The organism is Marinitoga lauensis, from assembly GCF_004135675.1.
Taxonomy (GTDB): Bacteria; Thermotogota; Thermotogae; order Petrotogales; family Petrotogaceae; genus Marinitoga; species Marinitoga lauensis.
This window is the reverse complement of record NZ_QHLX01000001.1, coordinates 89,307-116,084: the sequence shown is the minus strand read 5'-3', so window position 1 is coordinate 116,084 and position 26,778 is coordinate 89,307. Positions and strand designations below refer to the sequence as shown.

31 protein-coding genes and 3 pseudogenes are annotated in these 26,778 nt (G+C 29.4%); 26 read left to right on the top strand and 8 right to left on the bottom strand.

What is annotated here, in order from left to right:
* Window positions 1–3 precede the first annotated feature (3 nt).
* Both obgE and nadD read left to right on the top strand, forming a co-directional pair.
* Complete coding sequence (gene obgE, locus DJ007_RS00560) at window positions 4–1,332, top strand: GTPase ObgE (RefSeq protein ID WP_129407879.1); 1,329 nt, start codon at window positions 4–6, stop codon at window positions 1,330–1,332.
* Between the two features lie 5 nt (window positions 1,333–1,337).
* Entirely contained in the window at window positions 1,338–1,898 is a 561-nt protein-coding gene (nadD, locus tag DJ007_RS00555) for a nicotinate (nicotinamide) nucleotide adenylyltransferase (RefSeq protein WP_129407878.1), read from the top strand.
* 28 nt (window positions 1,899–1,926) lie between these two features.
* Here the strand turns inward: nadD and DJ007_RS00550 are convergent, their stop codons facing one another.
* Window positions 1,927–2,700, bottom strand: a complete 774-nt coding sequence (locus DJ007_RS00550) for a TIGR00266 family protein (protein ID WP_129407877.1) — start codon at window positions 2,698–2,700, stop codon at window positions 1,927–1,929.
* A 378-nt stretch (window positions 2,701–3,078) separates the two neighbouring features.
* Here DJ007_RS00550 and sfsA point away from each other — a divergent pair, with 378 nt between their 5' ends.
* The gene (gene sfsA, locus DJ007_RS00545) at window positions 3,079–3,816 is read left to right on the top strand and encodes a DNA/RNA nuclease SfsA (protein ID WP_129407876.1); all 738 of its coding nucleotides are present in this window, start codon (window positions 3,079–3,081) and stop codon (window positions 3,814–3,816) included.
* On the opposite strand, the gene DJ007_RS00540 is transcribed toward sfsA, so the two are convergent.
* From DJ007_RS00540 to DJ007_RS00510, 7 genes and pseudogenes are all read right to left on the bottom strand, one after another.
* The gene (locus tag DJ007_RS00540; protein WP_129407875.1) at window positions 3,792–4,103 is read right to left on the bottom strand and encodes a hypothetical protein; all 312 of its coding nucleotides are present in this window, start codon (window positions 4,101–4,103) and stop codon (window positions 3,792–3,794) included. The two genes, sfsA and DJ007_RS00540, sit on opposite strands and share 25 nt — an antisense overlap.
* Window positions 4,104–4,132: 29 nt before the next feature.
* Window positions 4,133–4,654, bottom strand: a complete 522-nt coding sequence (locus tag DJ007_RS00535) for a hypothetical protein (RefSeq protein ID WP_129407874.1) — start codon at window positions 4,652–4,654, stop codon at window positions 4,133–4,135.
* A 362-nt stretch (window positions 4,655–5,016) separates the two neighbouring features.
* Window positions 5,017–6,636: an L-glutamate gamma-semialdehyde dehydrogenase gene (pruA, locus tag DJ007_RS00530; RefSeq protein WP_129407873.1), complete on the bottom strand. Its 1,620-nt coding sequence runs from the start codon at window positions 6,634–6,636 to the stop codon at window positions 5,017–5,019.
* Between the two features lie 16 nt (window positions 6,637–6,652).
* Complete coding sequence (locus DJ007_RS00525) at window positions 6,653–7,792, bottom strand: NAD(P)/FAD-dependent oxidoreductase (RefSeq protein WP_129407872.1); 1,140 nt, start codon at window positions 7,790–7,792, stop codon at window positions 6,653–6,655.
* A complete protein-coding gene (locus DJ007_RS00520; protein ID WP_129408235.1) occupies window positions 7,782–8,060 on the bottom strand; it encodes a (2Fe-2S)-binding protein in 279 nt (92 codons plus the stop codon). Before DJ007_RS00520 ends, DJ007_RS00525 begins: the two co-directional genes overlap by 11 nt.
* Window positions 8,060–9,517, bottom strand: a complete 1,458-nt coding sequence (locus tag DJ007_RS00515; RefSeq protein WP_129407871.1) for an FAD-dependent oxidoreductase — start codon at window positions 9,515–9,517, stop codon at window positions 8,060–8,062. The genes DJ007_RS00520 and DJ007_RS00515 overlap by 1 nt, the downstream gene beginning before the upstream one ends.
* A 63-nt stretch (window positions 9,518–9,580) precedes the next feature.
* Window positions 9,581–9,894 (bottom strand): annotated as a pseudogene (locus DJ007_RS00510) ((2Fe-2S)-binding protein).
* Between the two features lie 262 nt (window positions 9,895–10,156).
* On the opposite strand from DJ007_RS00510, the gene DJ007_RS00505 reads away from it, so the two are divergent.
* The 23 genes and pseudogenes from DJ007_RS00505 to DJ007_RS00400 all read left to right on the top strand — a co-directional run bounded on the left by DJ007_RS00505 (window position 10,157) and on the right by DJ007_RS00400 (window position 26,777).
* Window positions 10,157–10,744 carry an HD domain-containing protein gene (locus DJ007_RS00505; protein ID WP_129407870.1) on the top strand — a complete coding sequence of 196 codons (588 nt, stop codon included), beginning with the start codon at window positions 10,157–10,159 and terminating at the stop codon, window positions 10,742–10,744.
* Complete coding sequence (locus tag DJ007_RS00500) at window positions 10,734–11,231, top strand: transcription repressor NadR (RefSeq protein WP_206075984.1); 498 nt, start codon at window positions 10,734–10,736, stop codon at window positions 11,229–11,231. The genes DJ007_RS00505 and DJ007_RS00500 overlap by 11 nt, the downstream gene beginning before the upstream one ends.
* 9 nt (window positions 11,232–11,240) lie before the next feature.
* Window positions 11,241–12,263: a low-specificity L-threonine aldolase gene (ltaE, locus tag DJ007_RS00495; protein WP_129407868.1), complete on the top strand. Its 1,023-nt coding sequence runs from the start codon at window positions 11,241–11,243 to the stop codon at window positions 12,261–12,263.
* A 19-nt stretch (window positions 12,264–12,282) separates the two neighbouring features.
* Entirely contained in the window at window positions 12,283–13,791 is a 1,509-nt protein-coding gene (locus DJ007_RS00490; protein WP_129407867.1) for a YifB family Mg chelatase-like AAA ATPase, read from the top strand.
* 58 nt (window positions 13,792–13,849) lie between these two features.
* Window positions 13,850–14,296 carry a hypothetical protein gene (locus tag DJ007_RS00485; RefSeq protein ID WP_129407866.1) on the top strand — a complete coding sequence of 149 codons (447 nt, stop codon included), beginning with the start codon at window positions 13,850–13,852 and terminating at the stop codon, window positions 14,294–14,296.
* Between the two features lie 67 nt (window positions 14,297–14,363).
* Window positions 14,364–14,516: a hypothetical protein gene (locus DJ007_RS14440; protein WP_165973921.1), complete on the top strand. Its 153-nt coding sequence runs from the start codon at window positions 14,364–14,366 to the stop codon at window positions 14,514–14,516.
* Complete coding sequence (locus DJ007_RS00480) at window positions 14,483–14,872, top strand: GNAT family N-acetyltransferase (protein WP_129407865.1); 390 nt, start codon at window positions 14,483–14,485, stop codon at window positions 14,870–14,872. The genes DJ007_RS14440 and DJ007_RS00480 overlap by 34 nt, the downstream gene beginning before the upstream one ends.
* Window positions 14,873–15,217: 345 nt before the next feature.
* Entirely contained in the window at window positions 15,218–15,721 is a 504-nt protein-coding gene (locus DJ007_RS00475; protein ID WP_129407864.1) for an NADH-quinone oxidoreductase subunit NuoE family protein, read from the top strand.
* 77 nt (window positions 15,722–15,798) lie between these two features.
* Entirely contained in the window at window positions 15,799–16,029 is a 231-nt protein-coding gene (locus DJ007_RS16645; protein WP_240739126.1) for a hypothetical protein, read from the top strand.
* A 114-nt stretch (window positions 16,030–16,143) separates the two neighbouring features.
* Window positions 16,144–17,933: pseudogene (nuoF, locus tag DJ007_RS19655) on the top strand (NADH-quinone oxidoreductase subunit NuoF).
* Window positions 17,934–17,942: 9 nt separating this feature from the next.
* Window positions 17,943–19,682: an NADH-dependent [FeFe] hydrogenase, group A6 gene (locus DJ007_RS00460; protein ID WP_165973968.1), complete on the top strand. Its 1,740-nt coding sequence runs from the start codon at window positions 17,943–17,945 to the stop codon at window positions 19,680–19,682.
* Window positions 19,683–19,736: 54 nt separating this feature from the next.
* Complete coding sequence (locus tag DJ007_RS00455; protein WP_129407862.1) at window positions 19,737–20,162, top strand: hypothetical protein; 426 nt, start codon at window positions 19,737–19,739, stop codon at window positions 20,160–20,162.
* 165 nt (window positions 20,163–20,327) lie between these two features.
* Window positions 20,328–20,640 (top strand): annotated as a pseudogene (gene encB / locus DJ007_RS19735) (encapsulin nanocompartment ferritin-likeEncB family encapsulin nanocompartment ferritin-like cargo protein cargo protein).
* A 77-nt stretch (window positions 20,641–20,717) separates the two neighbouring features.
* The gene (locus DJ007_RS00445) at window positions 20,718–21,698 is read left to right on the top strand and encodes a DRTGG domain-containing protein (protein WP_206075982.1); all 981 of its coding nucleotides are present in this window, start codon (window positions 20,718–20,720) and stop codon (window positions 21,696–21,698) included.
* On the top strand, window positions 21,656–22,360 hold the full coding sequence (locus tag DJ007_RS00440) for a DHH family phosphoesterase (RefSeq protein WP_368359306.1): 705 nt from the start codon (window positions 21,656–21,658) through the stop codon (window positions 22,358–22,360). The genes DJ007_RS00445 and DJ007_RS00440 overlap by 43 nt, the downstream gene beginning before the upstream one ends.
* Window positions 22,361–22,602: 242 nt before the next feature.
* Window positions 22,603–22,914, top strand: coding sequence for an ArsR/SmtB family transcription factor (locus DJ007_RS00435; RefSeq protein WP_129407859.1), 312 nt, complete (start codon window positions 22,603–22,605; stop codon window positions 22,912–22,914).
* Window positions 22,915–22,989: 75 nt separating this feature from the next.
* Window positions 22,990–23,475, top strand: a complete 486-nt coding sequence (locus DJ007_RS00430) for a Na+/H+ antiporter subunit E (RefSeq protein ID WP_129407858.1) — start codon at window positions 22,990–22,992, stop codon at window positions 23,473–23,475.
* Window positions 23,472–23,720 carry a cation:proton antiporter gene (locus tag DJ007_RS00425; RefSeq protein WP_129407857.1) on the top strand — a complete coding sequence of 83 codons (249 nt, stop codon included), beginning with the start codon at window positions 23,472–23,474 and terminating at the stop codon, window positions 23,718–23,720. Before DJ007_RS00430 ends, DJ007_RS00425 begins: the two co-directional genes overlap by 4 nt.
* On the top strand, window positions 23,717–24,058 hold the full coding sequence (mnhG, locus tag DJ007_RS00420; RefSeq protein WP_129407856.1) for a monovalent cation/H(+) antiporter subunit G: 342 nt from the start codon (window positions 23,717–23,719) through the stop codon (window positions 24,056–24,058). The genes DJ007_RS00425 and mnhG overlap by 4 nt, the downstream gene beginning before the upstream one ends.
* Entirely contained in the window at window positions 24,045–24,290 is a 246-nt protein-coding gene (locus DJ007_RS00415) for a Na(+)/H(+) antiporter subunit B (RefSeq protein WP_129407855.1), read from the top strand. The genes mnhG and DJ007_RS00415 overlap by 14 nt, the downstream gene beginning before the upstream one ends.
* Entirely contained in the window at window positions 24,290–25,039 is a 750-nt protein-coding gene (locus tag DJ007_RS00410) for a Na(+)/H(+) antiporter subunit B (RefSeq protein ID WP_165973967.1), read from the top strand. The genes DJ007_RS00415 and DJ007_RS00410 overlap by 1 nt, the downstream gene beginning before the upstream one ends.
* A complete protein-coding gene (locus DJ007_RS00405) occupies window positions 25,040–25,384 on the top strand; it encodes a sodium:proton antiporter (protein ID WP_129407853.1) in 345 nt (114 codons plus the stop codon). It abuts the gene before it with no gap.
* The gene (locus tag DJ007_RS00400) at window positions 25,377–26,777 is read left to right on the top strand and encodes a complex I subunit 5 family protein (protein ID WP_129407852.1); all 1,401 of its coding nucleotides are present in this window, start codon (window positions 25,377–25,379) and stop codon (window positions 26,775–26,777) included. The genes DJ007_RS00405 and DJ007_RS00400 overlap by 8 nt, the downstream gene beginning before the upstream one ends.
* The last annotated feature ends 1 nt before the right edge of the window (window position 26,778 follow it).

Genomic DNA, 26,778 nt, shown 5'->3' with positions numbered 1-26,778 from the left:
AAAATGAGTGAAAATATATTTATTGATGAGGCGATTATTACTGTATTCGGAGGAAAAGGTGGAGATGGTGTAGTAAGTTTCAGGCGTGAAAAATTTGTACCTAAAGGAGGACCAGATGGTGGAGATGGTGGAGACGGCGGAAATGTTATAATTGTTTCAAAAATGGAAAAAAATACTTTAACAGATTTTAGATATAAAAAAAAGTTTAGAGCAGAAAATGGTAAAAATGGTCAAGGTAAAAAAATGCATGGAAAAAATGGTAAAGATTTAATAATTGAGGTTCCAGTAGGAACATTAGTATATGATTATGAAACTAATGAATTGATAGCAGATTTAAAATATCCTAACCAGTATGTAGTAGTTGCAAGGGGAGGAAAAGGTGGAAAAGGAAATATACATTTTGTAAATTCCAGAGTTCAAGCTCCAACTATTGCAGAAAAAGGAGTTGAAGGCGAATCAAGAGTATTAAAGTTAGAATTAAAGGTATTAGCGGATGTTGGAATTATAGGATTTCCAAATGTAGGAAAATCTACTTTAATATCCGTAATATCAAATGCTAAACCTAAAATTGCAAATTATCATTTTACAACATTAATACCAAATTTAGGTGTTGTTGATATGGGTGATGGAAATTCATTCGTGATTGCAGATATTCCCGGATTAGTTCCTGGAGCTCATGAAGGTGTTGGACTTGGAGATAGATTTTTAAAACATGTAGAAAGATGCTATTGTTTAGTACATATGCTAGATATTTCTGAAAGTGAAGGAAGAAAAGCTGAAGAAGATTACTATACAATAAGAAAAGAGTTAGAAAAGTTTTCACCAGAGCTGGCAGAAAAGTTGGAAATTATAGTAGCCAATAAATCTGATATCCTTGATGAGGAAGAATTAAATAAAAAAATAGTGAATTTAGAAAAAAAGTTAAATAAAAAAATTATTCCCATTTCAGCAGCAACTAGAAAAAATATAGACCTGTTACTTAATGAAATATGGAATCACATTAGAGATATGAGAATAGATAGACAAAAAGAAATTTTAATGTCTTTAAAAAATGCGCCTGAAAAGATTAAACTAAAAATTAAACCTGTAGATGTTGAAATTCCTAAAAAAGTCAGATTTGAAATAATAAAATGGGATGAAGGAGTATATGAAGTAACAGGTAAAGACGTAGAAATTTTATTGAAAAAATATCCAATTGACCAAAAAGATGCAAGAATAAAAATACTTGAAATTTTGGAAAAAAGTGGTTTAGAAAAAACATTAAGGAACCTTGGAGTAAAAGAGGGAGATACTGTTTATTTAGGAAACTTTGCATTTGAATATATGGAGTGATACATATGATAGTAATTTTTGGAGGCTCGTTTAATCCACCACATATTGGTCATAGAATAATAGCAGAATATGCGTATGATTATTTAAAACCGTCAAAATTCTTAATAATGCCTGCTGTCATTCCACCACACAAATTGGATGGGAATAATATAGCAGATTATGAACGTAGATTTAAATGGTGCGAAAAAGTATTTCCAACAGAGAGATTTGTTGTTTCAGATATTGAAAAAAATTTACCAACCCCTTCCTATACATATCAAACAGTAAAGTACATTAAAAAAATGTATAACGAAAACATATATTTATTAATAGGCGAAGATTCATTAATTAATTTTCATACATGGTATAAATGGAAAGAATTATTAGATGAAATTACTTTAGTAGTATATAAAAGGTATTCTGAGAAATTAAAATTTGAAAATTATAATTTACCTCATATATTTTTGAATTCTCCGTTGATAGAAATATCTTCTACTGAGATAAGAAATAGAATAAAAAAGAATTTGAGTATATATGGTATGGTTGATGATGAAATAGTTGATGAAATTAAAGAATACTATAAATAAAAAATGCCTGGATTTTTCCAGGCATTTTTTAAAACTTGGTATCTCCACCAAATAAGCCTCCTAAAATATCTCCACCAAATCCATCGATTCCTTTTCGTTCTCCTTTATTTGAAAATCTTGCAGCAGAATATATTCTATCGGCTAATCTTGAGAAAGGTAAACTCTGTAAATAAACAGTTCCTGGTCCTGTTAATTTTGCCAAAAATATTCCCTCACCACCGAAAAGAGCATTTTTAAATCCACCTATAAATTGAATATCATAATTAACAGACGGTGAAAAACCTACTACACATCCTGTATCAACTCTTAAAGATTCGCCAGGCAAAAGTTGCTTTTCAATAACCATTCCTCCGGCATGAACAAAAACAAGACCATTACCCACCAACCTTTCGAGAATAAAACCTTCACCTCCAAATAAACCAACGCCAAATTTTTTGGTAAAGGTAACTTCAATTTCTATTCCTGCTGCAGAGCAAAGATAGCTATCTTTTTGACAAATAAATTCTCCACCGAATTTAGGTAGATCAATAGCTATGACTTTTCCAGGGTAAGGGGCACCGAAAGCTACATGTTTTTTTCCTGAACCACCATTAATAAAATTTGTTATGAAAAAACTTTCTCCAACAAACATTCTTTTTAAGCCTTTGAAAAAACCACCACCTGTAGTGGTTTGCATTTCAATTCCATTTTCCATGTACATCATGGCGCCTGCTTCTGCACGAACTCCCTCACCAGGATCTAATTCTATTTCTACTAATTGCATATCGTCACCTATAATTTTATAATCGATAATATCAGCCATGATATATTCCCCTTTAAATTTTGTAAATTTTACATATTTTCAGATTACGCAAAGAATTTTTACACCAATTATAAAATAAATAATAGTTATATTTTTATTATACAGTATTTTTAATTTTAGGTCAATTTACACTATACCGCATCGCTTAGTAATAGTAATACGTTTATAAATTTATTTTTACAAGTTGCGCATTTTATTAAATTTTCAGCTATTATACTATAATAAAAAATTCTATACTATTTCTAAAAATATTTAATGAGTAAATCCAAAGTGCAAAATAAAATATTAAAAATAATATAATATAATATAGTATAATAAAGGCATGAAAACTTCCGAACTGCGGAAAGTTTTTGCGAATCAAAATGAGCTGGTGATAATATGAGAATTTATAGTATTGGTGAAACAATTCAAGGTATTTTTTTAGAAAGACCAAATAGATATTTAGCTAAGGTTTTGGTAAAAAATAGAATAGAAGACGTTCATGTTCATGATCCAGGGAGATTAAAAGAATTATTATATGAAAACAACGATGTTCTGATAAAAGAAGTAAATAATCCAAAAAGGAAAACAAAATACGATTTAATTGCAGCAAAAAAAGAAGATGAATATGTATTGGTAAATTCGATGTATCATCGCTATATTGCAGAAAAAATATTAAAAGAAAAATATAAGGATTTAAAGGCTGAAGTAAGATATAACAATAGTAGAATAGATTTTTTAGCGGATAGTAAAATATGGATTGAAATAAAAGGTTGTACTTTATCCAAAAATAATATTGCATTATTTCCTGATGCGCCAACTAAAAGAGGATTAAAACATTTAAATGAATTGATAGAATTGAAAAATAAGGGCTATGAAACCCATGTTTATTTTTTAATTTTTTCTAGAGCAAAATATTTTTCGCCAAATTGGGAAACTGATCCAGATTTTTCTAAAAAACTAATTGAAGCTAAAAAAAATGGTGTGAAAATATATCCTTTATTATTTTCATATAAGAATAATATAATATATTTTGAAAAAGAAATTAATTTCAGGAATAATCAAATAAGGATTATTCCCTTTTTTATGGGTACTTTTATGAATTCTCCTATTTACCCGTTATTTATTCCTAAATAATCTAATATTTTTTCACTTTCTAATTTTAAATTCCAGTCGTTTTCTAATATTTTTTCAAAAATCACTCTGCCATTCTCAAATTCTATATTTTCAATGAATTTTTTGTATATTTCTGGAGTAATTTTATACATTCTTTCTAATTCTTCTAATTTAAAAGAAGTATTTTTAATATTAATAGGATCAAACATACATTTTTGAGGCATTAAAGGACAGATTATTTTATCTCTTTCTTTCCCGAATTCGAAAACCATATTGCATTTTGGACAATAGTACTTTCCAATGTTCATATCTCCAAATATTTTAATAAAATCGATAACTATTTCTTTTTAAGATTAAACGTATTTTTTAAATATTGTACTCCTTCTTCTATTATTTCTTTTAAAATTATTTTATCTTTCCAAACTTTTTCTGGATCCATAATTATAAATGCTACTTTTTCTTCGCTTATTCTTTGGGCGGTTTCACATCCTGATATTATTAAAATAAAACTTTTTAATGTTTGAATAGGTTGATTACTGTAGTTTATATTCCAATCATTTAAAAAGTCTAAATAAGACTTAGCAAACTTTTCTCCTAATCCTTTAGAGGATTTTATTACATTTGACATGAATTTTTGAGGTAATTTTGGATAATATAAACCAAATTTTTCAAGTGCTTCTGGAGATTCAGCAGAAAGATTTTCAACAGCAATAGGTGTATTTATACACATATTAGTCATATACGGACATTTTGGTTCATCTAATCTAAAAAATTTTTTGCATGTAGCACACCAATATCTTCCTGAATCAGAAAACTTTCCCTGAGGTAATGATTGCAATTTTTCCTGTATCATTTTCATTTTTTTTCATATTATTTTCCATATATAAACCCTCTCTATATCGGTAGTTGTATATATATTATAATATACAAATATTACAAAATTTTTACCTAAAAAAAATTTAAAAAGCCACCATTACGGTGGCTTCAGACTGTCGACAAAATAAAATAAGAAAAATAATATGAGCGAATCCTGAGATTTCCGCGAAGCGGAAGATCTAAGGTTTAAAAATTTATTATTAATATACTTTTCCTAAACCCTTCGCGAAGCGAAGAGTTTAAGAATTTTCACCGGATGAGCGAATATTATTTGATTATTTTATTTTGTCCTTTGTCTACAAACTGAAGTCACCATTAAGGCGGCTTTAGAAAATAATGTAAAATTTATTTCATAAATGGATAAGTATAATTTTCTGGAGGGTTGAAATTTTCTTTGATAGATCGTGCGGATGTCCATCTTAATAAATTCAAATAACTTCCTGCTTTATCATTAGTACCAGAACCTCTTGAACCACCAAAAGGTTGTTGATCAACAACAGCGCCAGTGGGCTTATCGTTTATATAAAAGTTTCCTGCAGCATGAACAAGGATTTTTTCGGCTTTTCTTATAGCGTTTCTATCTTGAGCAAAGATAGAACCTGTTAATCCGTAAGGAGAAGTTTGATCACAAAGTTTTAAAATATCTTCATATTTTTCATCGTCATAGATATATACTGTTAAAACAGGTCCAAAAATTTCTTCTTCCATTGTTTTGAAATGTGGGTCATCTGTTTTTACAATTGTAGGATTGATGAAATATCCCACTGAATCATCATAAGTTCCTCCAACAAGTATTTCAGCGTTTTCTTTTGCATATTCAATATAACCTGTAATTTTTTTGAAAGCTGCTTTATCTATAACAGCATTAACAAAGTTTGAAAAGTCTGCAGGATCTCCCATTTTTAAATTTTTCGTTGTCTCTATTAATTCATCTCTAATATCATCCCACACAGTTTTTGAGATATATGCTCGAGAAGCTGCTGAACATTTTTGACCTTGATATTCAAAGGCTCCTCTGATTAAAGCAGTAATAAGAGCTTTTCGATTTGCTGTTGGATGAGCGATTACAAAATCTTTTCCTCCAGTTTCACCAACAATTCTTGGATATGATTTATAATTTCTGATATTTTTACCAATGGATTCCCACATTGAGTTAAAAGTATTTACAGAACCTGTAAAATGTACACCTCCAAAATTAGGATTAGAAAATACTATTTCACCAACTTTAGAACCAGGACCAGGTATAAAGTTTATTACTCCATCTGGTAATCCTGTTTCCTGTAATAGTTTCATTATATGATATGCAGTATATACAGCAGATGAAGCTGGTTTCCATAATACAACATTTCCCATTATAGCAGGAGCTGTTGGAAGATTTCCAGAAATTGATGCAAAATTGAATGGAGGAACAGCAAAAATAAATCCATCCAAAGCTCTGTATTCCATTCTATTTAAAACACCTTTTGAAGATTGAGGCTGTTCAGTATAAATCTTTGTAGCATAATAAGAATTAAATCTGAAAAAATCTATTAATTCACAGGCAGAATCAATTTCAGCCTGGAATACATTTTTTCCTAAATCAAGCATAGCTGCCGCATTTAATGTACTTCTCCATGTTGTAGATAATAATTCAGCAGCTTTTAAGAAAATAGAAATTCGATCCACATACGAATAACTTTCCCATTCTTCTTTTGCTTTTAATGCAGCATCAATAGCCATTTCTATTTCTTTTTCACCGGCCATATGATAATGAGCTAAAATATGATTATGATTATGTGGCATAATACATTTGCCGAGATTGCCAGTTTTAATTTCTTTTCCGCCAATAATTAAAGGAATTTCTATTTCTTTTGAAGATAATTCTTTTAATTTTTCCTTTAATTCTTCTCTTTCTTTTGTACCTGGTGCATAAGATAAAATAGGTTCATTTTTAGGTCTTTCCATGGTAAAAATACTATTAAACATTCCCAAATCCCTCCTTTTATACTACTGATGGTTCTTTAATAATTTCATTACGTTCAAATCTACCAATATCTAATACAACATCCCACGTTAATTTATTACCTAAAATTATATCTTTCATTATAACTCCTACAGCAGGTGCTAACATAAATCCATGACCGCTAAATCCTATAGCCATATAAAATCCTTCTACTTCATTACAACTGCTTACTATAGGTTGTCTATCTGGAGATATATTATAATATCCCGCCCATTGTCTCACCACACGTAAATTTTTGGTAGGTGGAAGTAAATAAGTGACCTTTTTTGCCATTGTTTCTAAAAATTGCCATGTACTTCGCATGCTTTTAGAAGTTTCTTTTGGGCCATATCCCATAACAAATGACCCGTGCGGTGTTTGTTGACAATAGATATTGTATGAAAAAGACATTACCATTGGCCCAAGAATTTCATTAACAGGTTCTGTTGCTAATATTTCATGTCGTTCGGAATAAACAGGTAAATCAACTCCTACCATTTTTCCAATTTCTTGAGACCAGCCACCTGCTGCATTGACTATTTTTTCTGTTGCAATATAACCGTGATTGGTATATACGCCTTTTATTTTTCCTTCTTTTACATGAATATCGAATACTTCTACACCTTTATAAATTTTTACACCGAGCTTTTCAGCAGCTTTAGCATATGCCAATGTTGTTAAAAAAGGGTTTGCATGTCCATCTTTTTCATAATATGCTGCACCTAAAAGTTTCTCAGTATTTAGAAAAGGTACTATTTCTTTTGCTTCTTGTGGAGATAATAACTTAGAATTAATTCCTAAAGAATTTTGTAGTTGTACATTTTTATGAAATTGATTCCATTCTTTTTCAGTAAAAGCAAGAAGTAAATATCCTTTTTGTTTGAATTCTATATCAATATCAACCTTTAATTCATCTTTTATATTTTCAAAAATTTTTACACTTTCTCTTGATAAAATACAATTTTGTTTTGTTCCCCATTGTTGCCTAACACCAGCACCACATCTTCCGGTTGCCCCATAGGCTAAAAACTTTTTCTCAAGCACAATGACATCTTTTACGCCAGCTTTAGCCAGATTATATGCAATTGATACTCCATTAATTCCTCCGCCGATAATTACAACAGCTGCTCTATTTTTCATCAGTTTCACCCACAATCTCTTTGAAAAAAATTCCTCCAAAAGGTGGTCTGTTATGCGGTTTATAAACTTCTTCAATAGGTTTTCCAGTAATTCTGGATATTTCTCTTGCAATTATTGGGCCGCATGTTTTTCCCTGACATGGCCCCATTCCTGCTCTTGATACTCTTTTTATTTCTTCTACAGTAGTAAAACCCTCTTTTATTAAGTCTCTTATTTCTTTTAACGTAATATCTTCACATCTACAAACAATGATTTTTTCATCATCCATCATCTCACCACCCTTATGTGGCGTGAATGTTTTAAATTTTCTTTTGAAACTTTAACCTCTATTAAGTTTGTTTTATCTTTCATTTTTCTAATGCTTAATACTTGATTTCTTTCCAACAAATTACCTTCTCTATCCAGGATTTCAACAAATTCACCTTTTTCCGGAAGAGGATAAAATTCATATGGTAATATTACACTTTCTTTCTTTTTATCAATTACGAAAATTGCCAATCCTGGACATACTGCAACACAATTACCACAACCTATACATTTATCATAATCCAACTTCGGAATCTCATTTAATCCATCCATTTTTATGGCATTTGTAGGACAGCTGGAAACACATGGATTACAAGGTATTTTTTGGAAACATTCTAAAATCGCAAATCTTTCTTTTTTTGAAGAAAGTAAGTTTTCGATTTTTTCTTCTTCTGGAATCCCGGTTTTGTGTAAATCACCAAGGGATTCATGAGGTTCTACAATAAAATCTTCATATAAATTCAATTTTTTTAAACCATTTACGACTTTTGAAGAAGTTTTTCTTAAATCTTTAAGACGTTCTTTTATAGTATTAATTCTCTTATCGAATTTTCCTGTTATTTCATAAGCAGCATATAATCCTGTGAGCTCTCCTTCAAGCATAGCGGCAGTAGCTTCTTCTATTCCTGCGACATCACCTGCTACAAAAACATTTTCGACAGTAGTTTTTAAATTTTCATCTCTGATTGGAACGAAACCACCTAATTCCGGAATATATTTCATTTCACAATTTATTTGATTTAAAATGTCAGAAAGAGGCATTAGTCCTGTAGCTAGACATATAACATCACAGGATATTTCTTTTTTTTCATGTGTTTGAATGTTTTCAATTATTGCTCCTTCAACTTTATTCTTTCCTAAAGCTTTTACTATAGTATGTTGGGTATAAATAGGTATTCCTAATCTTCTGACTTTTGAAGCATGAACCAAATAGCCACCAATATGATCAGAAATTTCAACAATTCCTTTGACATTTGCTCTCGCCTGAGCTAATTGATAAGAAACAATTAATCCTATATTTCCTGAACCAATCATTAATACATCTTTCCCAGGTAAAATTCCATAAACATTCATCAAAGTTTGTACAGCACCTGCTCCGAAAACCCCTGGTAAATCATCGTTTTCAAAGGGTATAGATTTTTCAAAAGCACCTGTAGCAATAATAACTTTTTTAGGGATGAATTTTTCCATTTTATTATTAACTAAAGCGGTTATTACACCATCTTCATAATAACCCATAACCATGGAATTCAGGTATAAGTCAATGTTTTCTGTTTTTTCAATTTCATTAATTAAATTCTTTGCAATATAGATACCACGTATTCCAGCGGATTCATCTTTAGAACCAAAAAATTTATGTGTTTGTTTTATTAATTGACCACCTAAAAATTCTTTTTCTTCAAAAATGGCAACATTCAAATTTTTCCTGGCCGCTGCAAGAGCAGCACTGATACCTGCTGGTCCCCACCAATTATTAATACGTCATAATTTTTCAATTAAATCACCCTTTGGAGTTTGTTTTTTTACAATCATTCCTTCTTTTAATGGTGTTATACATATACGAGTATTTGGGATTCCATTTACATTCATCAAGCATGAGGAACAATGACCAATAGCACAAAATAACCCTCTTGGGCGTCCTGTTTTTAATCCTTCTCTATATTCCCAAATTCCTAATGCGTGTAATGCAGCAGCAATTGTTTCACCCTCATATCCCATACTTCTTGATCTTCAAAATAAAATTTGATTTTTTTGCTTTTTTTAAATTCTAAAATAGGATGATTTTGTATCCTCAAAATATCCCCCCCATGAAAAAAGTTTCATTAATATTATACATCAAACTTTAATATAGTTAAACAAAAAGTGGATATAAAATAAGTAAGTTTTACTAATTATTTAACTGTAATCGAAAATAAATATTTTATTTCGGACTGGATAACAAAAGTTAAATATTTTTCAAAAAACTAAAAATCTTCTCTGGCAATTAAAAATACAATTGATTTGCTTTTTTCAAAATGATATAATAAAAATATATTTGTTAATTATTGGAGGATTATTATGTTAAAAACATCGAAATATATAAACTTTGTTTATAATTATGTATTAAATCAAGTGTTTGATGATACGCATGATATAGGACATGTTTTGAGAGTAACAAAATATGCTGAAGAAATTGCCATAGAAGAAAATGCAGATGTTGAAATGGTTATTATTGCAGCGCTGTTACATGATATTGCCAGACATGATGAAGTAATAGGAAAAATAAGAGATCATGCTTTAGAAGGTGCAAAAAAGGCAGAAATATATCTAAAAAGTATTAACTATCCAAAGTATAAAGAAGTTTCATATTGCATAGAAAATCATAGGTTTAGTAAAGGAATTATTCCTGATACATTAGAAGCAAAGATTCTTCAAGATGCGGATAGATTGGATGCTTTAGGGTATATTGGAATAGCTCGGGTATTTATGCATAAAAATGGTGGAAATATACAGGAAAGAATAAAACATTTTTATGATAAAATATTAAAATTAAAAAATTTAATGCATACTAATACTGGAAAAAAGATAGCAGAAGAAAAATCAAAAGTTATTGAAGATTATATCGAAGGATTAAAGAAAGAATTAGAGGTGTATTATGGAAAATAAAAAAAAGATTTTAAAAATTCTAGAAAAGTCTGATGTACCTGTAAAAGGTAAAGAATTAGCTGAAAAGATTAGGGTTAGTAGACAAATGATAATTCAGTATATATCAAAATTAAAATCTGAAGGTCATAAAATTATATCGACAAGAGAAGGATATATTTTAGAACGTGAAGAAGGATTAAGAAAAATGATAGCGGTAAAACATTCAACAGAAGAAATAGAAAAAGAATTAGTAGCAATAATAAAAGCAGGTGGTAAAGTATTAGATGTAATTGTTGAACATCCAATATATGGAGAAATAAAGGGTAGAATTGATGTAAAAAATGAAGAAGATGTAATAAAATTTATGAGCCTTTTGAAAACAACCAAAGCTACACCACTATTAGAATTAGCTAATGGTGTTCATATTCATACTATTGAAGTTCCAAATGAAGAAGTATTTGAAAATGTAAAAGTAGCAATAAGAGATTATCTCATTTTAGAATTCTAGGGGGATTAGATGAATTTTATAGATTTAAGAAGCGATACAGTAACACACCCAACTGAGGAAATGAGAAAAGCAATGTGTGAAGCAGAAATTGGAGATGACGTATATGATGAAGATCCAACTGTAAAAAAGTTGGAAAAAATGGCAGCTGAAATATTAGGGAAAGAAGCAGGACTTTTTGTTCCAAGCGGAACATTTGGTAATCAATTAGCGCTTTTTACACATTGCAATAAAGGTGATGAAGTAATACTTGGAGATGATTGCCATATTGTTCAACACGAAGCAGGAGCAGCGGCAGTAATTGCAGGAGTTCAGTTAAGAACCGTTGAATCAAATAGAGGTATATTATCACCTGAAAAGATTGAAGCTAAAATAAGGAAAGAAGAAGATATTCATTATCCCAAAACAGCTTTGATAGCTTTAGAAAATGCGCATTCCAATGGACGTGCTATACCTCTTGAAAATTTCAAAGAAATAAAAAATATCGCCAATAAATATAATATTCCTATCCATTTAGATGGTGCGAGAATATTTAATGCTGCTACGGCATTAAATGTAGCGCCAAAGGAGATTGCTCAATATGTTGACTCTATTAGTTTTTGTTTGTCAAAAGGATTATGTGCTCCTATAGGTTCTATATTAGTAGGAAAAAAAGAATTTATAGAAAAAGCTAAAAAGAATAGAAAAATTATGGGTGGAGGTTTAAGACAGGCGGGAATACTTGCCGCTGCAGGAATAATATCTTTAGAAAAAATGCGTTTTAGGCTTCATGAAGATCATGAGAATGCTAAATATTTAGAGGAAAAATTGTCTAAATTTGATTTTATTGAAATAGTTGAACAGGTGGAAATTAATATGATATTTTTTAAAATAAATAAAGAAATTGATGATAATAAATTCATATCTTTTTTAAAAGAAAATGGAATTAAAATCAATCCACCGGAAGAAGGGGTATATAGGTTTGTCACTCATTACTGGATAAAAAAATCTGATATTGATAAAACAATTGAAATAATGGATAAGTTTTTCAATTAAAAAGAAAAAGGGGATTGGGGTGAAATATTCTAAAGTAAATAGTGCTTATGTTTCTGGTTTTGAAGTGAAACCAATTATTGTTGAAGTTGATATAAATTCAAAAGCAACACAGCAAGTATTTAAAATAGTAGGAATGCCTAATACTGCCATTTTAGAAAGCCAAAAAAGGGTTTATAGTGCAATTAGAAATACTGGATTTACATTTCCCAATGGGAATGTCACAGTTAATCTAGCACCAAGTAATATAAAAAAGCAAGGAACACATTTCGATTTACCAATAGCTATATCTATTTTATTGGCTTCAAAACAAATAAATTATGATATATCAAATTATTATATATTTGGAGAAATAGGGTTAAATGGAGAAATTAGAGGTATTCCAGGAATAACTTTATTATTACTTGAATTATCTCATAAAGATAAAGAAGCAAAATTTATAATTCCAAAAGAAAATGAAGAAGAATCATTGTTTATAGAAAATAACGAAGTATATGTTATTGAGAATCTAATAGATGTATTAAAAATATTTAATTCAGAAGAAAATGAAAATTTTAAGGCAAATCCACAAAATGTGAATTATGAAAATAAAAATAATTCATTGGATTTTTCAGATATAAAAGGACAGTTTTTTGCCAAAAGAGCAGCGGAAATAGCTGCTGCTGGATTCCATAATCTATTAATGAAAGGTAGTCCGGGATCTGGAAAAACAATGATTGCAAGACGAATACCAACAATATTGCCTGAAATGACACGTGAAGAAATAATAGAATCTACTAAAATATATTCAATATATGGTTATTTAAATAAAATAATCAATAAAAGACCTTTTAGGGCACCACATCATTCAGCATCGACAGCTTCTATAATTGGTGGAGGTTCAGATTCAAAACCTGGAGAAGTTAGCTTGGCTAATAATGGGGTTCTGTTCTTAGACGAATTTCCAGAATTTAGGACAGATGTAATAGAGGCATTAAGGCAGCCTATGGAGGATGGAATTGTAACAATTTCAAGGGCGAAATTGATTACAACATATCCTGCAAAGTTTATGTTAGTTGCTGCACAAAACCCATGTCCATGTGGATATTATGGTGATCCAGAACATGAATGTACGTGCTCTTTAAATCAGATTACAAACTATAATAAAAGAGTATCAGGTCCAGTTTATGACAGAATAGATATTAGAATTAATGTTCCAAGAGTTAAAATAGATGAAATGTTTAATAATGTACAAGGAGAAAAGTCGGAAAAAATTAAAGAACGTGTTGAAAAAGCAAGTATGATTCAGATCAAAAGACAGGGAAATTTAAATGGTAAACTTTCTCAAAAAGAGATAAAAAAATATATTATTTTGGACGATAATGTAGAGAATTTCTTAAAGGATGCAGCAAAAAAATTTAAGCTGACAGGAAGAGGTATTAATAGAGTATTAAAAGTTTCCAGAACTATAGCAGATTTAAAAAATAATGTCAATATAACTGTTGAAGATATAGCAGAAGCATTTCAATTTAGGGGGAATAGTAATATATAAAAATCGCTTAGGAGATTTATTTTTTAAAATAAAGAATGAATCTGAGTTTAGAGAAATTTTGGAGTCTATTAAAAAAATACCAAAAAGATATATATACTTCTTTTCAGAAGTAAAAAATGAATTTGATTATATAAATGACATTGGAAATTTATATATAATTAGAGCAAAAAGGGAAAAAGAAAAAATTAAGTCGTTCATGGACTTTTATCCTGACAATGATTTAATTTATTCTATATTAAAAATTACCAAAAAATCTCTTATACCTTTTACAATATGGGATTTAATAAACTTTTATAAAAAAGGATATAGAATTAGATATTTAGAACAAAATAATGAAATAATTTCCCTATATATATTAAAAAATAATGTAGTTGAATTTACGTTTTTTGATGTAGAAAATATCAATTTAATGATTCAAATGTTAAATGATATTTCAAATTTTGTCGATGATGAATTCATTATTATTATATATTCCAACCAAAAAATTTTAAAAATTTATTATTAAATAAAAATTATTTGCAAGAAAAAAATTTATTTTATATAGATTAGATAGTGCAGGTATTTTTATAGCAATGCCTAATAAAAATGATACCATAAACATGGTAGAATTTTATGAGCGTGTTTTAGAAAATAATAAAACTTTAGCTACACAATTAAATGAATTTGATAAAACTACAAAGGATTTTGAAAAATTATTGATCTTTCAAAAAGTTTATTTGGATTAAGAATTTTAGTTACAAAATATGATAACAAAATAATAGGTAATTGTGACATATATTGGAATATTCAAAGAAAAAGATTAGAAAGAACTGCAAAATTGGGTATTAGTGTACTTGAAGAATTTAGAAATATTGGTATCGCAACAACAATGATAAACAATCATCTCACGTGGTGTATAGAAAATCCTAGAATTCATAGATTGGAATTAGAAGTATTTTCTAATAATTCTAAAGCAATGTCACTATATGAAAAGTTGGGATTTATTAAAGAAGGTAAAAGAAAAGAAGCCGCATATATTGATAAAGAGTATTATGATATTGTATTTATGGGTATTATTACTGAACCTGTAAATTTCTTTTAGAGATTGTGAACCAAAATTATCAAAGAGCAAAAAAGTTATGTATTATTAATCTAAAAGTAGTTTTATATGGTTTATTTTACGTAAAATTAATCTTTTCTTTTCTTATTTGTTATATTTCACATATTAAATTAAATCATCATATACTATAATAACAATGAAAAGATTTTCATTCTAAAATGTTTTTGTGAAATTGTGAAAAAAGTATCTATATCCGATAATTTTTATCAGATTTAAAATCCGATTAATCTTTTTTTAATATAGTTTGTGAAAAAAATATCTATATATTCAATATATATAATTTTTGTATATAGAGTAAAAAATTTCATTCATCAAGGAGGGAACGGAATGTCCGTAGAACTTGAAAGTAAATTTAAACAGGTAGAAGAATACATTGACTCATTAAATTTAGAAGGTAAAGATAAAGTAACCAAAAGAAGTTATCTTATTCACGTTTTGCATAAAGCTCAAGAAATAATTGGTTACTTACCTATTGAAGTTCAGAAAATTATAGCAAAAAAACTGGATGTTCATGCGTCTGATGTATATGGAGTGGTAACTTTCTATAATTTTTTTAGTATGAAACCTAAAGGAAAATATCCTATTAATGTGTGTTTAGGTACTGCATGTTATGTTAGAGGTTCTGGAGAAATATTAGAGGAGTTTAAAAAACAACTTGGAATTAAAGAAAACGAAACAACAGGAGATGGCTTATTTAGTATTCATGCCGTAAGATGTGTAGGTGCCTGTGGTTTAGCACCGGTTGTTATGATTGGCGACGAAGTTCATGGAAGGTTAACAACTAAAGATGTAAAAAGATTAATAAAAGAGTATAGAGAAAAGGATAAGTAAGGAGGGAATTCTATGCCTAAAATTAGGAGTTTAGAAGATTTATTAAAACAAAAGAAGCTGCTAAAAATAAATTATTTTTGAGAAAAGTTGCTGATAAAGAAAATATTATTACATTAAAAGTTGCCATGGGAACATGTGGAATTGCAGCTGGTGCAAAAGAAACTTTTGAAAAATTAATAGAAACTATTGAAGAAAAGGGTTTAGATAATATAAGAGTTATTCAAACGGGTTGTATGGGTATTGCCATGCAGAACCTACAGTTGAAGTTAACGAACCTGGAAAAGAACCGATATTATACGGGAAAATAAAAGGAGATAAAGCTAAAGAATTGATAGAAAAGCACATTTTAAACGGAGAATTATTACAGGATTCGATTATAGGAGAAACTCACAAGTCAATTAACGAGTAAGGAGGGAATAAAAATGTCATCATATAAATATCACGTTTTAATATGTGGCGGTACTGGTTGTACCTCTTCAAAAAGTGAATTAATAAAAGATAATATGGAGAAATTAGTAAAAGATAAAGGATTAGAAAATGATGTACAAATAGTTAGAACAGGTTGTTTTGGTTTTTGTGAACAAGGGCCTATAGTTAAATTTTTGCCAGATAACACTTTTTATGTTAGAGTAACACCAGAAGATGCTGAAGAACTTATCAATGAACATATAATAAAAGGTAGAAAAGTAGAAAGACTTTTGTATATTGAACCTACTGAAAAAGAAAAAATTGACGAATCTAAAAAGATGCCTTTTTATAAAAAACAAATAAGGGTTGCGTTAAGAAATGCTGGATTGATTAATCCAGATGATATTGATGAATATATAGCTAATGACGGATATCAAGCATTAGCTAAAGCATTATCGATGACACCGGAAAAAGTTGTTGAAGAAATAAGAGAATCAGGATTAAGAGGAAGAGGTGGCGGAGGATTTCCAACAGGTTTAAAATGGGGATTTGCTCAAAAAGCCAAAGGAGATATAAAATATGTCGTATGTAATGCTGATGAAGGTGACCAGGAGCTTTTATGGATAGATCTGTATTAGAGGGTGATCCGCATTCAGTAATTGAGGGTATGGCTATCGCAGCATATGCGATAGGTGCAAATCAAGGCTATGTATATATAAGAGCTGAATATCCATTAGCTGTTAAAAGATTAAAAAATGCAATAAATCAAGCAAAAGAGTACGGTTTATTAGGAGAAAATATATTTGGAACAAATTTTTCATTTGATTTAGAAATTAGATTAGGAGCTGGTGCTTTTGTTTGTGGAGAAGAAACTGCATTGTTAGCCTCTATTGAAGGTTATAGAGGTGAACCAAGGACAAAACCACCATTTCCTGCAAATAAAGGATTATGGGGAAAACCAACTATTATCAATAATGTTGAAACATTTGCAAATATAGCTCCGATAATGTTGAGAGGAGCAAAATGGTTTAGAAGTTTAGGAACAGAAAAATCACCAGGAACAAAAGTATTTGCTTTAGCTGGTAAAGTAAATAATGTTGGTCTTGTAGAAGTTCCTATGGGAACAACACTTAGAGAAGTAATATTCGATATAGGCGGAGGAATTAGAGACAATAAGAAATTTAAAGCAGTTCAAACAGGTGGTCCATCAGGAGGATGTATTCCAGCTGAATATTTAGATACCCCAATTGATTTTGATACATTAACGGCATTGGGTTCAATGATGGGTTCTGGTGGTATGATTGTCATGGATGAAAATACATGTATGCCAGATGTTGCAAAATTTTATCTTGAATTTTCTGTAGAAGAATCATGTGGTAAATGTACTCCATGTAGAATAGGTAATGTAAGATTATTAGAAACACTTGATAAGATTACATCTGGTAGAGCAACAATGGAAGATTTAGAAAGAATGAAAATTTTAGGTAAAACAATAAAGGATTCTGCATTGTGTGGTTTGGGCCAAACATCGCCTAATCCTATATTATCTACAATGTACTACTTTAAAGATGAATATGAAGCACACGTGCTTGATAAAACATGTCCAGCAGGAGTATGTAAAAATTTAATTACATATAAAATTGATAAAGACAAATGTGTGGGTTGTACAGCATGTGCAAGGGTTTGTCCTGTTGAAGCTATTAGCGGATCAATAAAAAATCCTCATGAAATAGATCAAGAAGTATGTATTAAATGTGGCGCTTGTTATGCAACATGTAGATTTGGCGCTATAGAAAAGATATAGGAAGGAGGAATAAATATGCCAAAAATTACTATAAATTGTAAGGAAGTTGAAGTACCAGAAAATTATACAGTCTTAGATGCTGTAAAATCAATAGGTGGTTATGTTCCTACTTTATGTTATATGAAATTAGAAGATATTGGAATAGAAAATAAACCTGCTTCATGTAGAGTATGTATGGTTGAAATAGAAGGTAGAAGAAATTTAGCACCTGCATGTGCAACACCTGTTTCGGAAGGATTAGTTGTAAAAACTCATTCAAGAAGAGCTATTCAAGCAAGAAGAACAGCAGTTCAATTATTATTATCTGATCATCCTCAAGATTGTTTAAAATGTCCTAAAAATGGAGAATGTGAATTACAGGATTTAGCAGCTGAATTAAATATTCACAATAATCCATACTTTGGGAAAATGTCTGTCCATAAAAAGGATATATCTGCAGCAATAATTCGGGATCCTAATAAATGCGTTATGTGTAGAAGATGTGAAACTATGTGTAATGAATTCCAAACTGTTGGTGTTTTATCAGCAGTTAATAGAGGATTTGATGCTGTTGTAAAACCAACATTTGATTGGCCTTTGGAAAATACTGCATGTACTTTCTGTGGACAATGTGTTGCTGTATGTCCAACTGGAGCATTAGTTGAAAGATCATATATAGATCAAGTATGGGATGTACTAGAAGATCCAAAAAAACATGTTGTTGTTCAAACTGCTCCTGCTGTAAGGGTTGCTATTGGAGAAGAATTTGGTTATGAACCAGGAACAATATCAACAGGAAAATTAGTTGCGGCATTGAGAGTATTGGGATTTGATAAAATATTCGATACAAATTTTGGAGCAGATTTAACAATAATGGAAGAAGCTTCAGAATTTAAAGAAAGATTAGAAAATGGTGGGTATTTACCAATGTTAACCAGTTGTTGTCCGGGATGGGTTAAATTCTTAGAACATCAATTCCCAGAATTGTTAGAAATGCCATCATCTGCAAAATCTCCACAACAAATGTTTGGTGCTGTAGCAAAAACTTATTATGCTCAAAAAGCTGGTATTGATCCAAAGGACATTGTAGTTGTATCTATAATGCCATGTTTGGCTAAAAAATATGAAGCGAACAGAGAAGAAATGAGATCATCTGGATATCAAGATGTTGATTATGTAATTACCACTAGAGAATTAGCTGATATGATTAGAGAATCTGGTATCAATTTCCACAACTTACCAGAAGAAGAATACGACAATCCTTTAGGTGAATCAACAGGTGCTGCTGATATATTTGGTAGAACTGGTGGTGTTGCTGAAGCAGCATTAAGAACTGCCTACGAATGGATTACAGGTGAAGAATTAGGTAATGTTGAATTTGAAGCAGTAAGAGGATATGAAGGAGTAAGAATTGCAGAAGTTGATATAAAAGGAACAACTATTAGAGTAGGTATAGCTCATGGATTAGGTAATGTAAGGAAATTGTTAGAAGATATAAGAGCTGGTAAAACAGAAGTTCACATGATTGAAGTTATGGCATGTCCTGGCGGTTGTGTTGGTGGAGGAGGACAACCTTATCATCATGGAGATTTTAGTATAATTAAGAAGAGAACTGAAGCTATTAATCGTATTGACAAAAGCAAACCAATTAGAAAATCACATGAAAATCCATCAATTAAGAAAATTTATGATGAATTCTTAGGAAAACCTTTAAGTGAAAAGTCTCATCATTTATTACATACAGAATATTTTGAAAGAGAATGGTTATGATATAATAAAAGCGGGGATTTCCCCGCTTTTATTATGAAAAAGGAGGGATTTAAGATGTATACGTATGGTTTAATATTGATAGCTGATAATGAAGAAAATGCTTATAATTTAGCTTCGAAATATGCTCGACGATATGGAGAACACAACGTATCCTCTTGTATTAATTATTTATTAGAAACAAATTTATTTGAAAGCACTGTAAAAGATTTAATTTTAATGTATAAAGGCTTAAAAGAAGCTTCAGAAAATATGATTAAAAGATTTGAAGGAAAAGTTCCAGAAAATGATTTTATTTTAAATCAATTAAAAGAAAATTTGAAAAGATTTGAAAGTGGAACGTATGCATATCCTGAAGAGTGGAAATTGGTTTTTCATGATGGAAAAGATTTTGTACATATTGATGATTATAAATATTTTGAAGATATAAAAAATAGATATGATCAAAATTATATATACCTATTATTAATAGATTTACCTTGATGGCTTTTAGCCATCATTTTTTATTATATTTATGATATAATAAAGATGATGATGTAACAAAACTTTGGAATACTACACCTGATGCTACAAAAAATATAAATTTAACGAAAGATGCAAGTGTTACTATTATTTTTGGCGAACATAATTAATATAAGGGGGATTAAAATGCCAGAATTTTCAAATCCATTTTCAGGGTTAAAAAGAGAAAAAAATTAACCAAAGAAGAATTAATTAGGGCAATCAGATTTCTTATTTCTGCAGAATATGAAGCAGTTCAGATGTATATGCAATTAGCAGAGTCTGTAGATGATGAATTAGCCAAAGAAGTATTAATAGATATTGCAAATGAAGAAAGAGTTCACGCAGGTGAATTTTTAAGATTATTAAAAGAATTGGACCCAGAAGAAGAAAATTTTATGAAGAAGGTGAAAAAGAAGTAGAAGAAGAAATTGAAAAATTAAATAAAAAAGATGTTTAAATATAAACCGGTATCATTTAGGATACCGGTTTATTATTTGAAAATATTCTTATTTATGATATAATATCTCCGTTAAATTGATTTTGGAGGGAAAACATGAAAGAAAAGGTGTATGTTCTCGGCATAAAAGACCGGATACAGATAGTATTGCTTCCGCTATTTCTTATTCATATTTAAAAAATCAGGTTAATAGTAATAACGAATATGTTCCGTATAGATTAGGAGAAATCAATCCCGAAACTGATTTTATTTTGAATAAATTTAAAATCCAAAAACCCGAATATTTAGAACATGTGTATATTCAGGTAAAAGATGTTATGGTAAAGGATGTTATTACTGCTGATAAAGAGGCTACTATTTATGAAATAGGAAATACTATGATTGAAAAACATGTAAAAAGTATTCCTATTATAGATGCAGATGGTAAACTTACAGGCCTTTTAACTGAACGTGAATTAGCAAGGAACTTTTTACAGGAAATTCAAAATTTCACTTTAGAAGAAAATCCTCCTAAAGTGAAAGATATAATAAAAACTATGAATGGTAAATTAATTATTGGAAATGAAGAGAAAAAATTAAAAGGTTGTCCTACAATTGGAGCAATGACATCAGATGAAGTAAAAAGATATGTAAAAAAAGACGATGTGCTGATAACTGGTAATAGAAAAGATGTTCAAAAAATAGCAATTGAAAAAGAAGTAAGTTGTTTAATTATCACAGGAAATTTTGTACCTGATGAGGAAATTATCAATATTGCAAAAGAAAAAAATATACCTATAGTCGTATCACCACATCCAACCTATGTTACAGGAAGGCTTTTAAGATTAAGTACACATGTGGAAAGAATTATGGAAAAAAATCCTCTTACCATACATCCTGATGAAATATTAAAAGATTTTGAAGAAGAATTAATGCAAGACAAAAAAGGTGTTGCTATAGTAATTGATGAAAATAAAGTAGTTAAAGGTATCATCACAAGACATGATTTAATCAAGCCAAAACCTAAAAAAATAATATTGGTCGATCATTCAGAAAGATCACAAACAGTAGAGGGATAGATGAAGCTGAAATATTAGAAATTGTTGATCACCATAGACTTGGAGGATTAGAAACAGGATTGCCTATAACTGCACATATTAAACCTGTGGGTTCTACAAATACAATTATCTGGGATTTATATAAAAAAAATAATATTAAACCTCCAAAAGAAATTGCAGGACTAATGCTTTCAGCAATATTATCTGATACAATGATATTAAAATCTCCTACTACAACTTTTGAAGATAAAAAAGCTGTCGATGAGATATCTGAATATTTGAATTTTGACCCCATAGAATATGGGATAGAAATGTATAAAGCAAAAACAAATCTGGAAGGGTTTTCTGAAAAAGAAATATTAACTCTTGATCTTAAAGAATCAAGAGTCTCAAGAGGAAGAATAGCAGTTTCTCAAATTGAAGTAATTACTTCTGAACAATTATTAACAAAAAAAGATAAAATTCTCCAGACGATGAAAAAAATGACGAATGAAAGAAATTACATATTATTCATATTCTTATTAACTGATGTATTAAAAGAGGGATCTTATATATTTGTTGCTGGTCAATTGAAGTTAGCAGAAAAAATTTTTAAAATAGATTTTGAGAATAATATACCTTTCTTAAAGGGAATTGTTTCAAGAAAAAAACAGGTAATGCCGTTAATATTTAGAAACATTTAATATCGATAAAAAAAGTCTTTATTTAAAAAGGTGTAAAGATATAATTAAAGAGCGTAAAATGCGCTCTTTTTTATTTTTTTATATATTTTCTTGATTATTAATGACTAAAAATGATTATAATTTATTATTTTTAATTATCGCTATAAATCTTTGTTTTTGTAATTAGAGTTTTTGTATTATAATAATATTAGAATTTTCTAATATTCTTTTTCCATTAATCTTTTTATAGGGAGATGATATTATTGGATGAATGTAAGTTAATATCTAACATTTTTAAATGTTTATCCCACCCGATTAGATTAAGAATAATTAAGCTATTAAGTAAAGAAAAATTATCGGTTTTAGAAATCACAGAAAAATTGAATACAAGCCAATCCAGCATATCTCAACATTTAAAGCTTTTAGAAGAAAATGGTATTATTTTAAAAGAAAAAAAAGGGAATATAGTTTATTGCAAATTAAAACATAATTTAGTTTTGGAACTTTTATCCGATGGAAAAAGAATAATTTCACAAGAGCTCAAAGAAGCTAATAATATTATAAGAAAAGCATGAAATTATTGGTATAGTATGTTTTTTGGTAAAAATAAAGATTTTTTTCACAAATAATCTTAAAAAGGAGGGAGTATTTTGAAAAAGTATCTTTCAACTTTTATAACCTTGTGGGTTATCTGGATTGCGCTTACGAGTTTTGCAGTTTCAGAAGTACTCACAGGGTTACTAGTATCTCTTGTATTAGCAGGAGTGATATCAAAAGTAGTTGATTATTCTTTTGATTTTACAATCATTCCAAAACTTTTTATTTTCGTATTTGTATATGTTCCTGTTTTTATAGTGGAAATGATAAAAGCAAATTTCGATGTAGCAGCTAGAGTTTTAAATCCATCATTACCTTTAAATCCAGGTTTTGTAAAAATACCTACAAAATTAAAAGGTAATGTTGGTAAATTAACATTAGCTAACTCCATAACTTTAACTCCTGGAACATTATCTATTGATGCCGATGATGAATATATTTATATTCACTGGATTGATGTAAAAGGTGAAACTCCCGAAGAATATCAAAAACATGTCTCAGGAAAATTTGAGAAAATTTTGGGAGGGATTTACAAATGAATACATTGATTGGAATTTTAATTGTTATTGGTGCTTTTTTTTCTGTTTTGAGGTTAATATTTGGACCAACTACTCCTGATAGAGTTGTTGCAGTAGATACATTGAATGTAATTATTACAGGATCAATTGTATTTATTGCTTTTTTATTGAAAAGTGAATTGTATCTTGATATTGCATTAGTTTATGGGGCATTATCGTTCTTAGAGACAATTGTAATTGCCCGCTATTTGGAGGGGAAAAAATGAGTGCTATAGGATATATATTAATGATAATAGGTGCTCTTTTTTATGTTTTAGGTGGTCTTGGTCTTGTTAGAATGCCTGATGTATATAACAGACTTCAAGCAGCAACTAAAGCTACAACATTGGGTACTTTTTCTCTAGTTTTAGGTGTTGGGATAGCTCAACCAGTATGGTTTGTAAAAACACTTTTAATAGTAGTGTTTTTAACTATTACAAATCCAGTGGGAAGTTCAGTTTTAGCAAAAGCTTCATACATATATGGTGTAAAACCTTTTAAATTATCTAAAAATGAGTTAGATAAACTCTACAAAAGTAGAGGTGATGAAAATGCAGATAATTGAAATAATAGTTGGAATCGTATTACTGATTTTTGCATTTTTAGCAATTGAAGCTAAAAAAATTATTAATTCTGTTATTTATTTATCAATTTTAAGTATGTTAGCTGTTGTTTCATTTGTATTTATGAAGGCTCCGGATGTTGCAATTACAGAAGCTGTAATAGGTTCTGGTTTAGTAACTGCAATATTTATCTTTACCCTTTTTTCTATAAAAAAGGTTGGTGATAAAAAATGATGAAAAGAGTAATAGCAGCATTATTAATATTAGTTTTAGCATTATTCATATATGGTAATTTATACTCAACCGGCGAAGGAAAATTATTTCCAAAATTTGGAAATGTAAATTTATCAGAAAGAGTATCGAATAAATTTATTAATAAAAACGCAAATGGAGAAAACGGTGTTGTTACATACAAAGAAACAAAGGATGCAGAAAGTGGTTCAGCTAATATGGTAACATCAATAGTTGTAAACTATAGGTCTTTTGATACATTAGGAGAAGTTACAGTATTGTTTGTTTCTGCTTTAGGTGTAGGTTTGTTATTAAGTGGAAAATCAAGAATGAAATTTAAAACTCCTCCTAATTTTATATTAAAAGCAGGTGTTAGAATAATAGCAGGTATTATTTTAATAACAGGTGTTTATATATTTATTCACGGTCATTTAACTCCTGGTGGAGGTTTCCCTGGAGGTTCTATGATTGCATCAGCAGTATTATTATTTTATATTTCTGATGATGAATTTAGAACAAAGGTTAAATCATTTAAATTCTTAGAAGGAACAGCAGGAAGTTTATACTTAATCTTTGGTTTATTGGGATTAACAATGGGCGGTTATTTCTTATATAACTTCTTACCAACAGGTGTTGTAGGAGAATTATTTAGTGCTGGTATTGTTCCAATAATTTATATCTTTGTTGGTTTAAAAGTAGGATCTGAGCTTTCTAACTTGATCTCAGATTTTCTCTCAGAGGAGGGGAAATAAATGATACAGTATTTATTTATAGGATTGATATTAATAGGTATATACGGATTATTAACTCAAAAGAATTTAATAAAATTAGTAGTAGCATTAAATGTATTAGAAGTTGGAGTTAATTTATTTATTATCTCAACAGGATACGTAAAAGATGGAGTTGCACCAATATTGTTTAAAGGAGTCCCTTCAACAAATGGAACATTTGTTGATCCATTGCCACAGGCTTTAGTTTTAACCGCTATCGTTATTGGTGTTGGCGTTACAGCATTGGCATTAACTGTAGTAAGAAAAATATATGAAAAACATGGAACACTAAACCTGGACGAGATGGGGAGTGAAAGCGATGATTAATCCTGTCTTATTAATAGCTATACCGTTATTATTTGCTTTCTTATCTGTAATGTTTAAAAAAGCAGATAAAGGTTTATTAGTATTGGCTGTTTTATTTAACGTATTGGCAGCATTTTTATTAAAGGAAACAGAAGTTGTAATAGGTGGATGGAAACCTCCATTTGGTATTAATCTTATAGCAGATCAATACTCAATTTTTGGATTAATAATATTAAATACAGTATTTGCATTATCTGTATTTTCATCATTTTCTTCTGTAAAGAAATATTCAACTGTATTATTAGTTTCATTAGCTGCATTAAATGGAATGATGTTAACTGGAGATTTATTTAATTTATTTGTATTTTTAGAAATCGCATCAATTTCAGCTTATATATTATCTACAATGACAAAAAAATTCAAAGGTACGTTTAATTACATTATTTTAGGTGCTTTAGGTTCAAATTTATATTTGTTAGGAATCATTATTCTTTATTCAACTGTTGGTACATTAAATATGGCTGATATGGCTTCTAAAATACATCTTGTAAATAATAATGTGTTGTTATTAGCTTTAACATTTATATTTGCAGGATTTGCAGTTGAAGCTAAATTAATGCCATTTAATGGATGGGTAAAAGGTGTGTATGGAAATGCAAATGATTTAAGTGGTGGAATTTTTGCTTCGGCATATGCAACAGCAGCTATTATGATGTTTGGAAGAATATTTACAAATATTTTTGTATTAGATGGAACATTGAAAACAATTTTCCTAACAATTACAGTATTAACATTTATATTAGGAGAAATAGCAGCATTTTCTCAAAAAAATATCAGGAGCACTCTTGCATTTTCCAGTGTTGGGCAGGCAGGATTAATTGCTACTTTATTCTTAAGTGGTTTAAGTGGAGTAGCAATGATGCAAGTAGCTAATCATGCGTTGGCAAAATTAGTTATGTTTACAATTGCAGGCGCAATGTATGTATATGCAGGAACAGATAATATTGAAAAATTACAAGGATTATTTAAAAAACATAAATTAATAGGTTTTGGTTTTAGTGTTGCAGCATTATCATTAGTTGGATTACCAATTTTCTATGGTTTTTATGTAAAAATTTTTGCATTATCAAATTTATTTAAAATAAATAGTTATTGGATTCCTGCTTTAATACTTTTCTCCAGTTTAATTGAAGGTATATATTATATAAGAATGTTAGCAAAATTATGGAATCCTGGTGAAGAAGGAAAAGAATCAAAAGATGAATACACAACAAAATTATCTTTGGAAAACACATTTGCTTATGCTGTATTAGCAGTTGTAGTAGGATTATTCATTCTTTACATCAGTTATAATCCAGAATTTATTACACAAGGTATAAGTAATTACCTTTCCAACATTGCGGGAGGGATGTGAC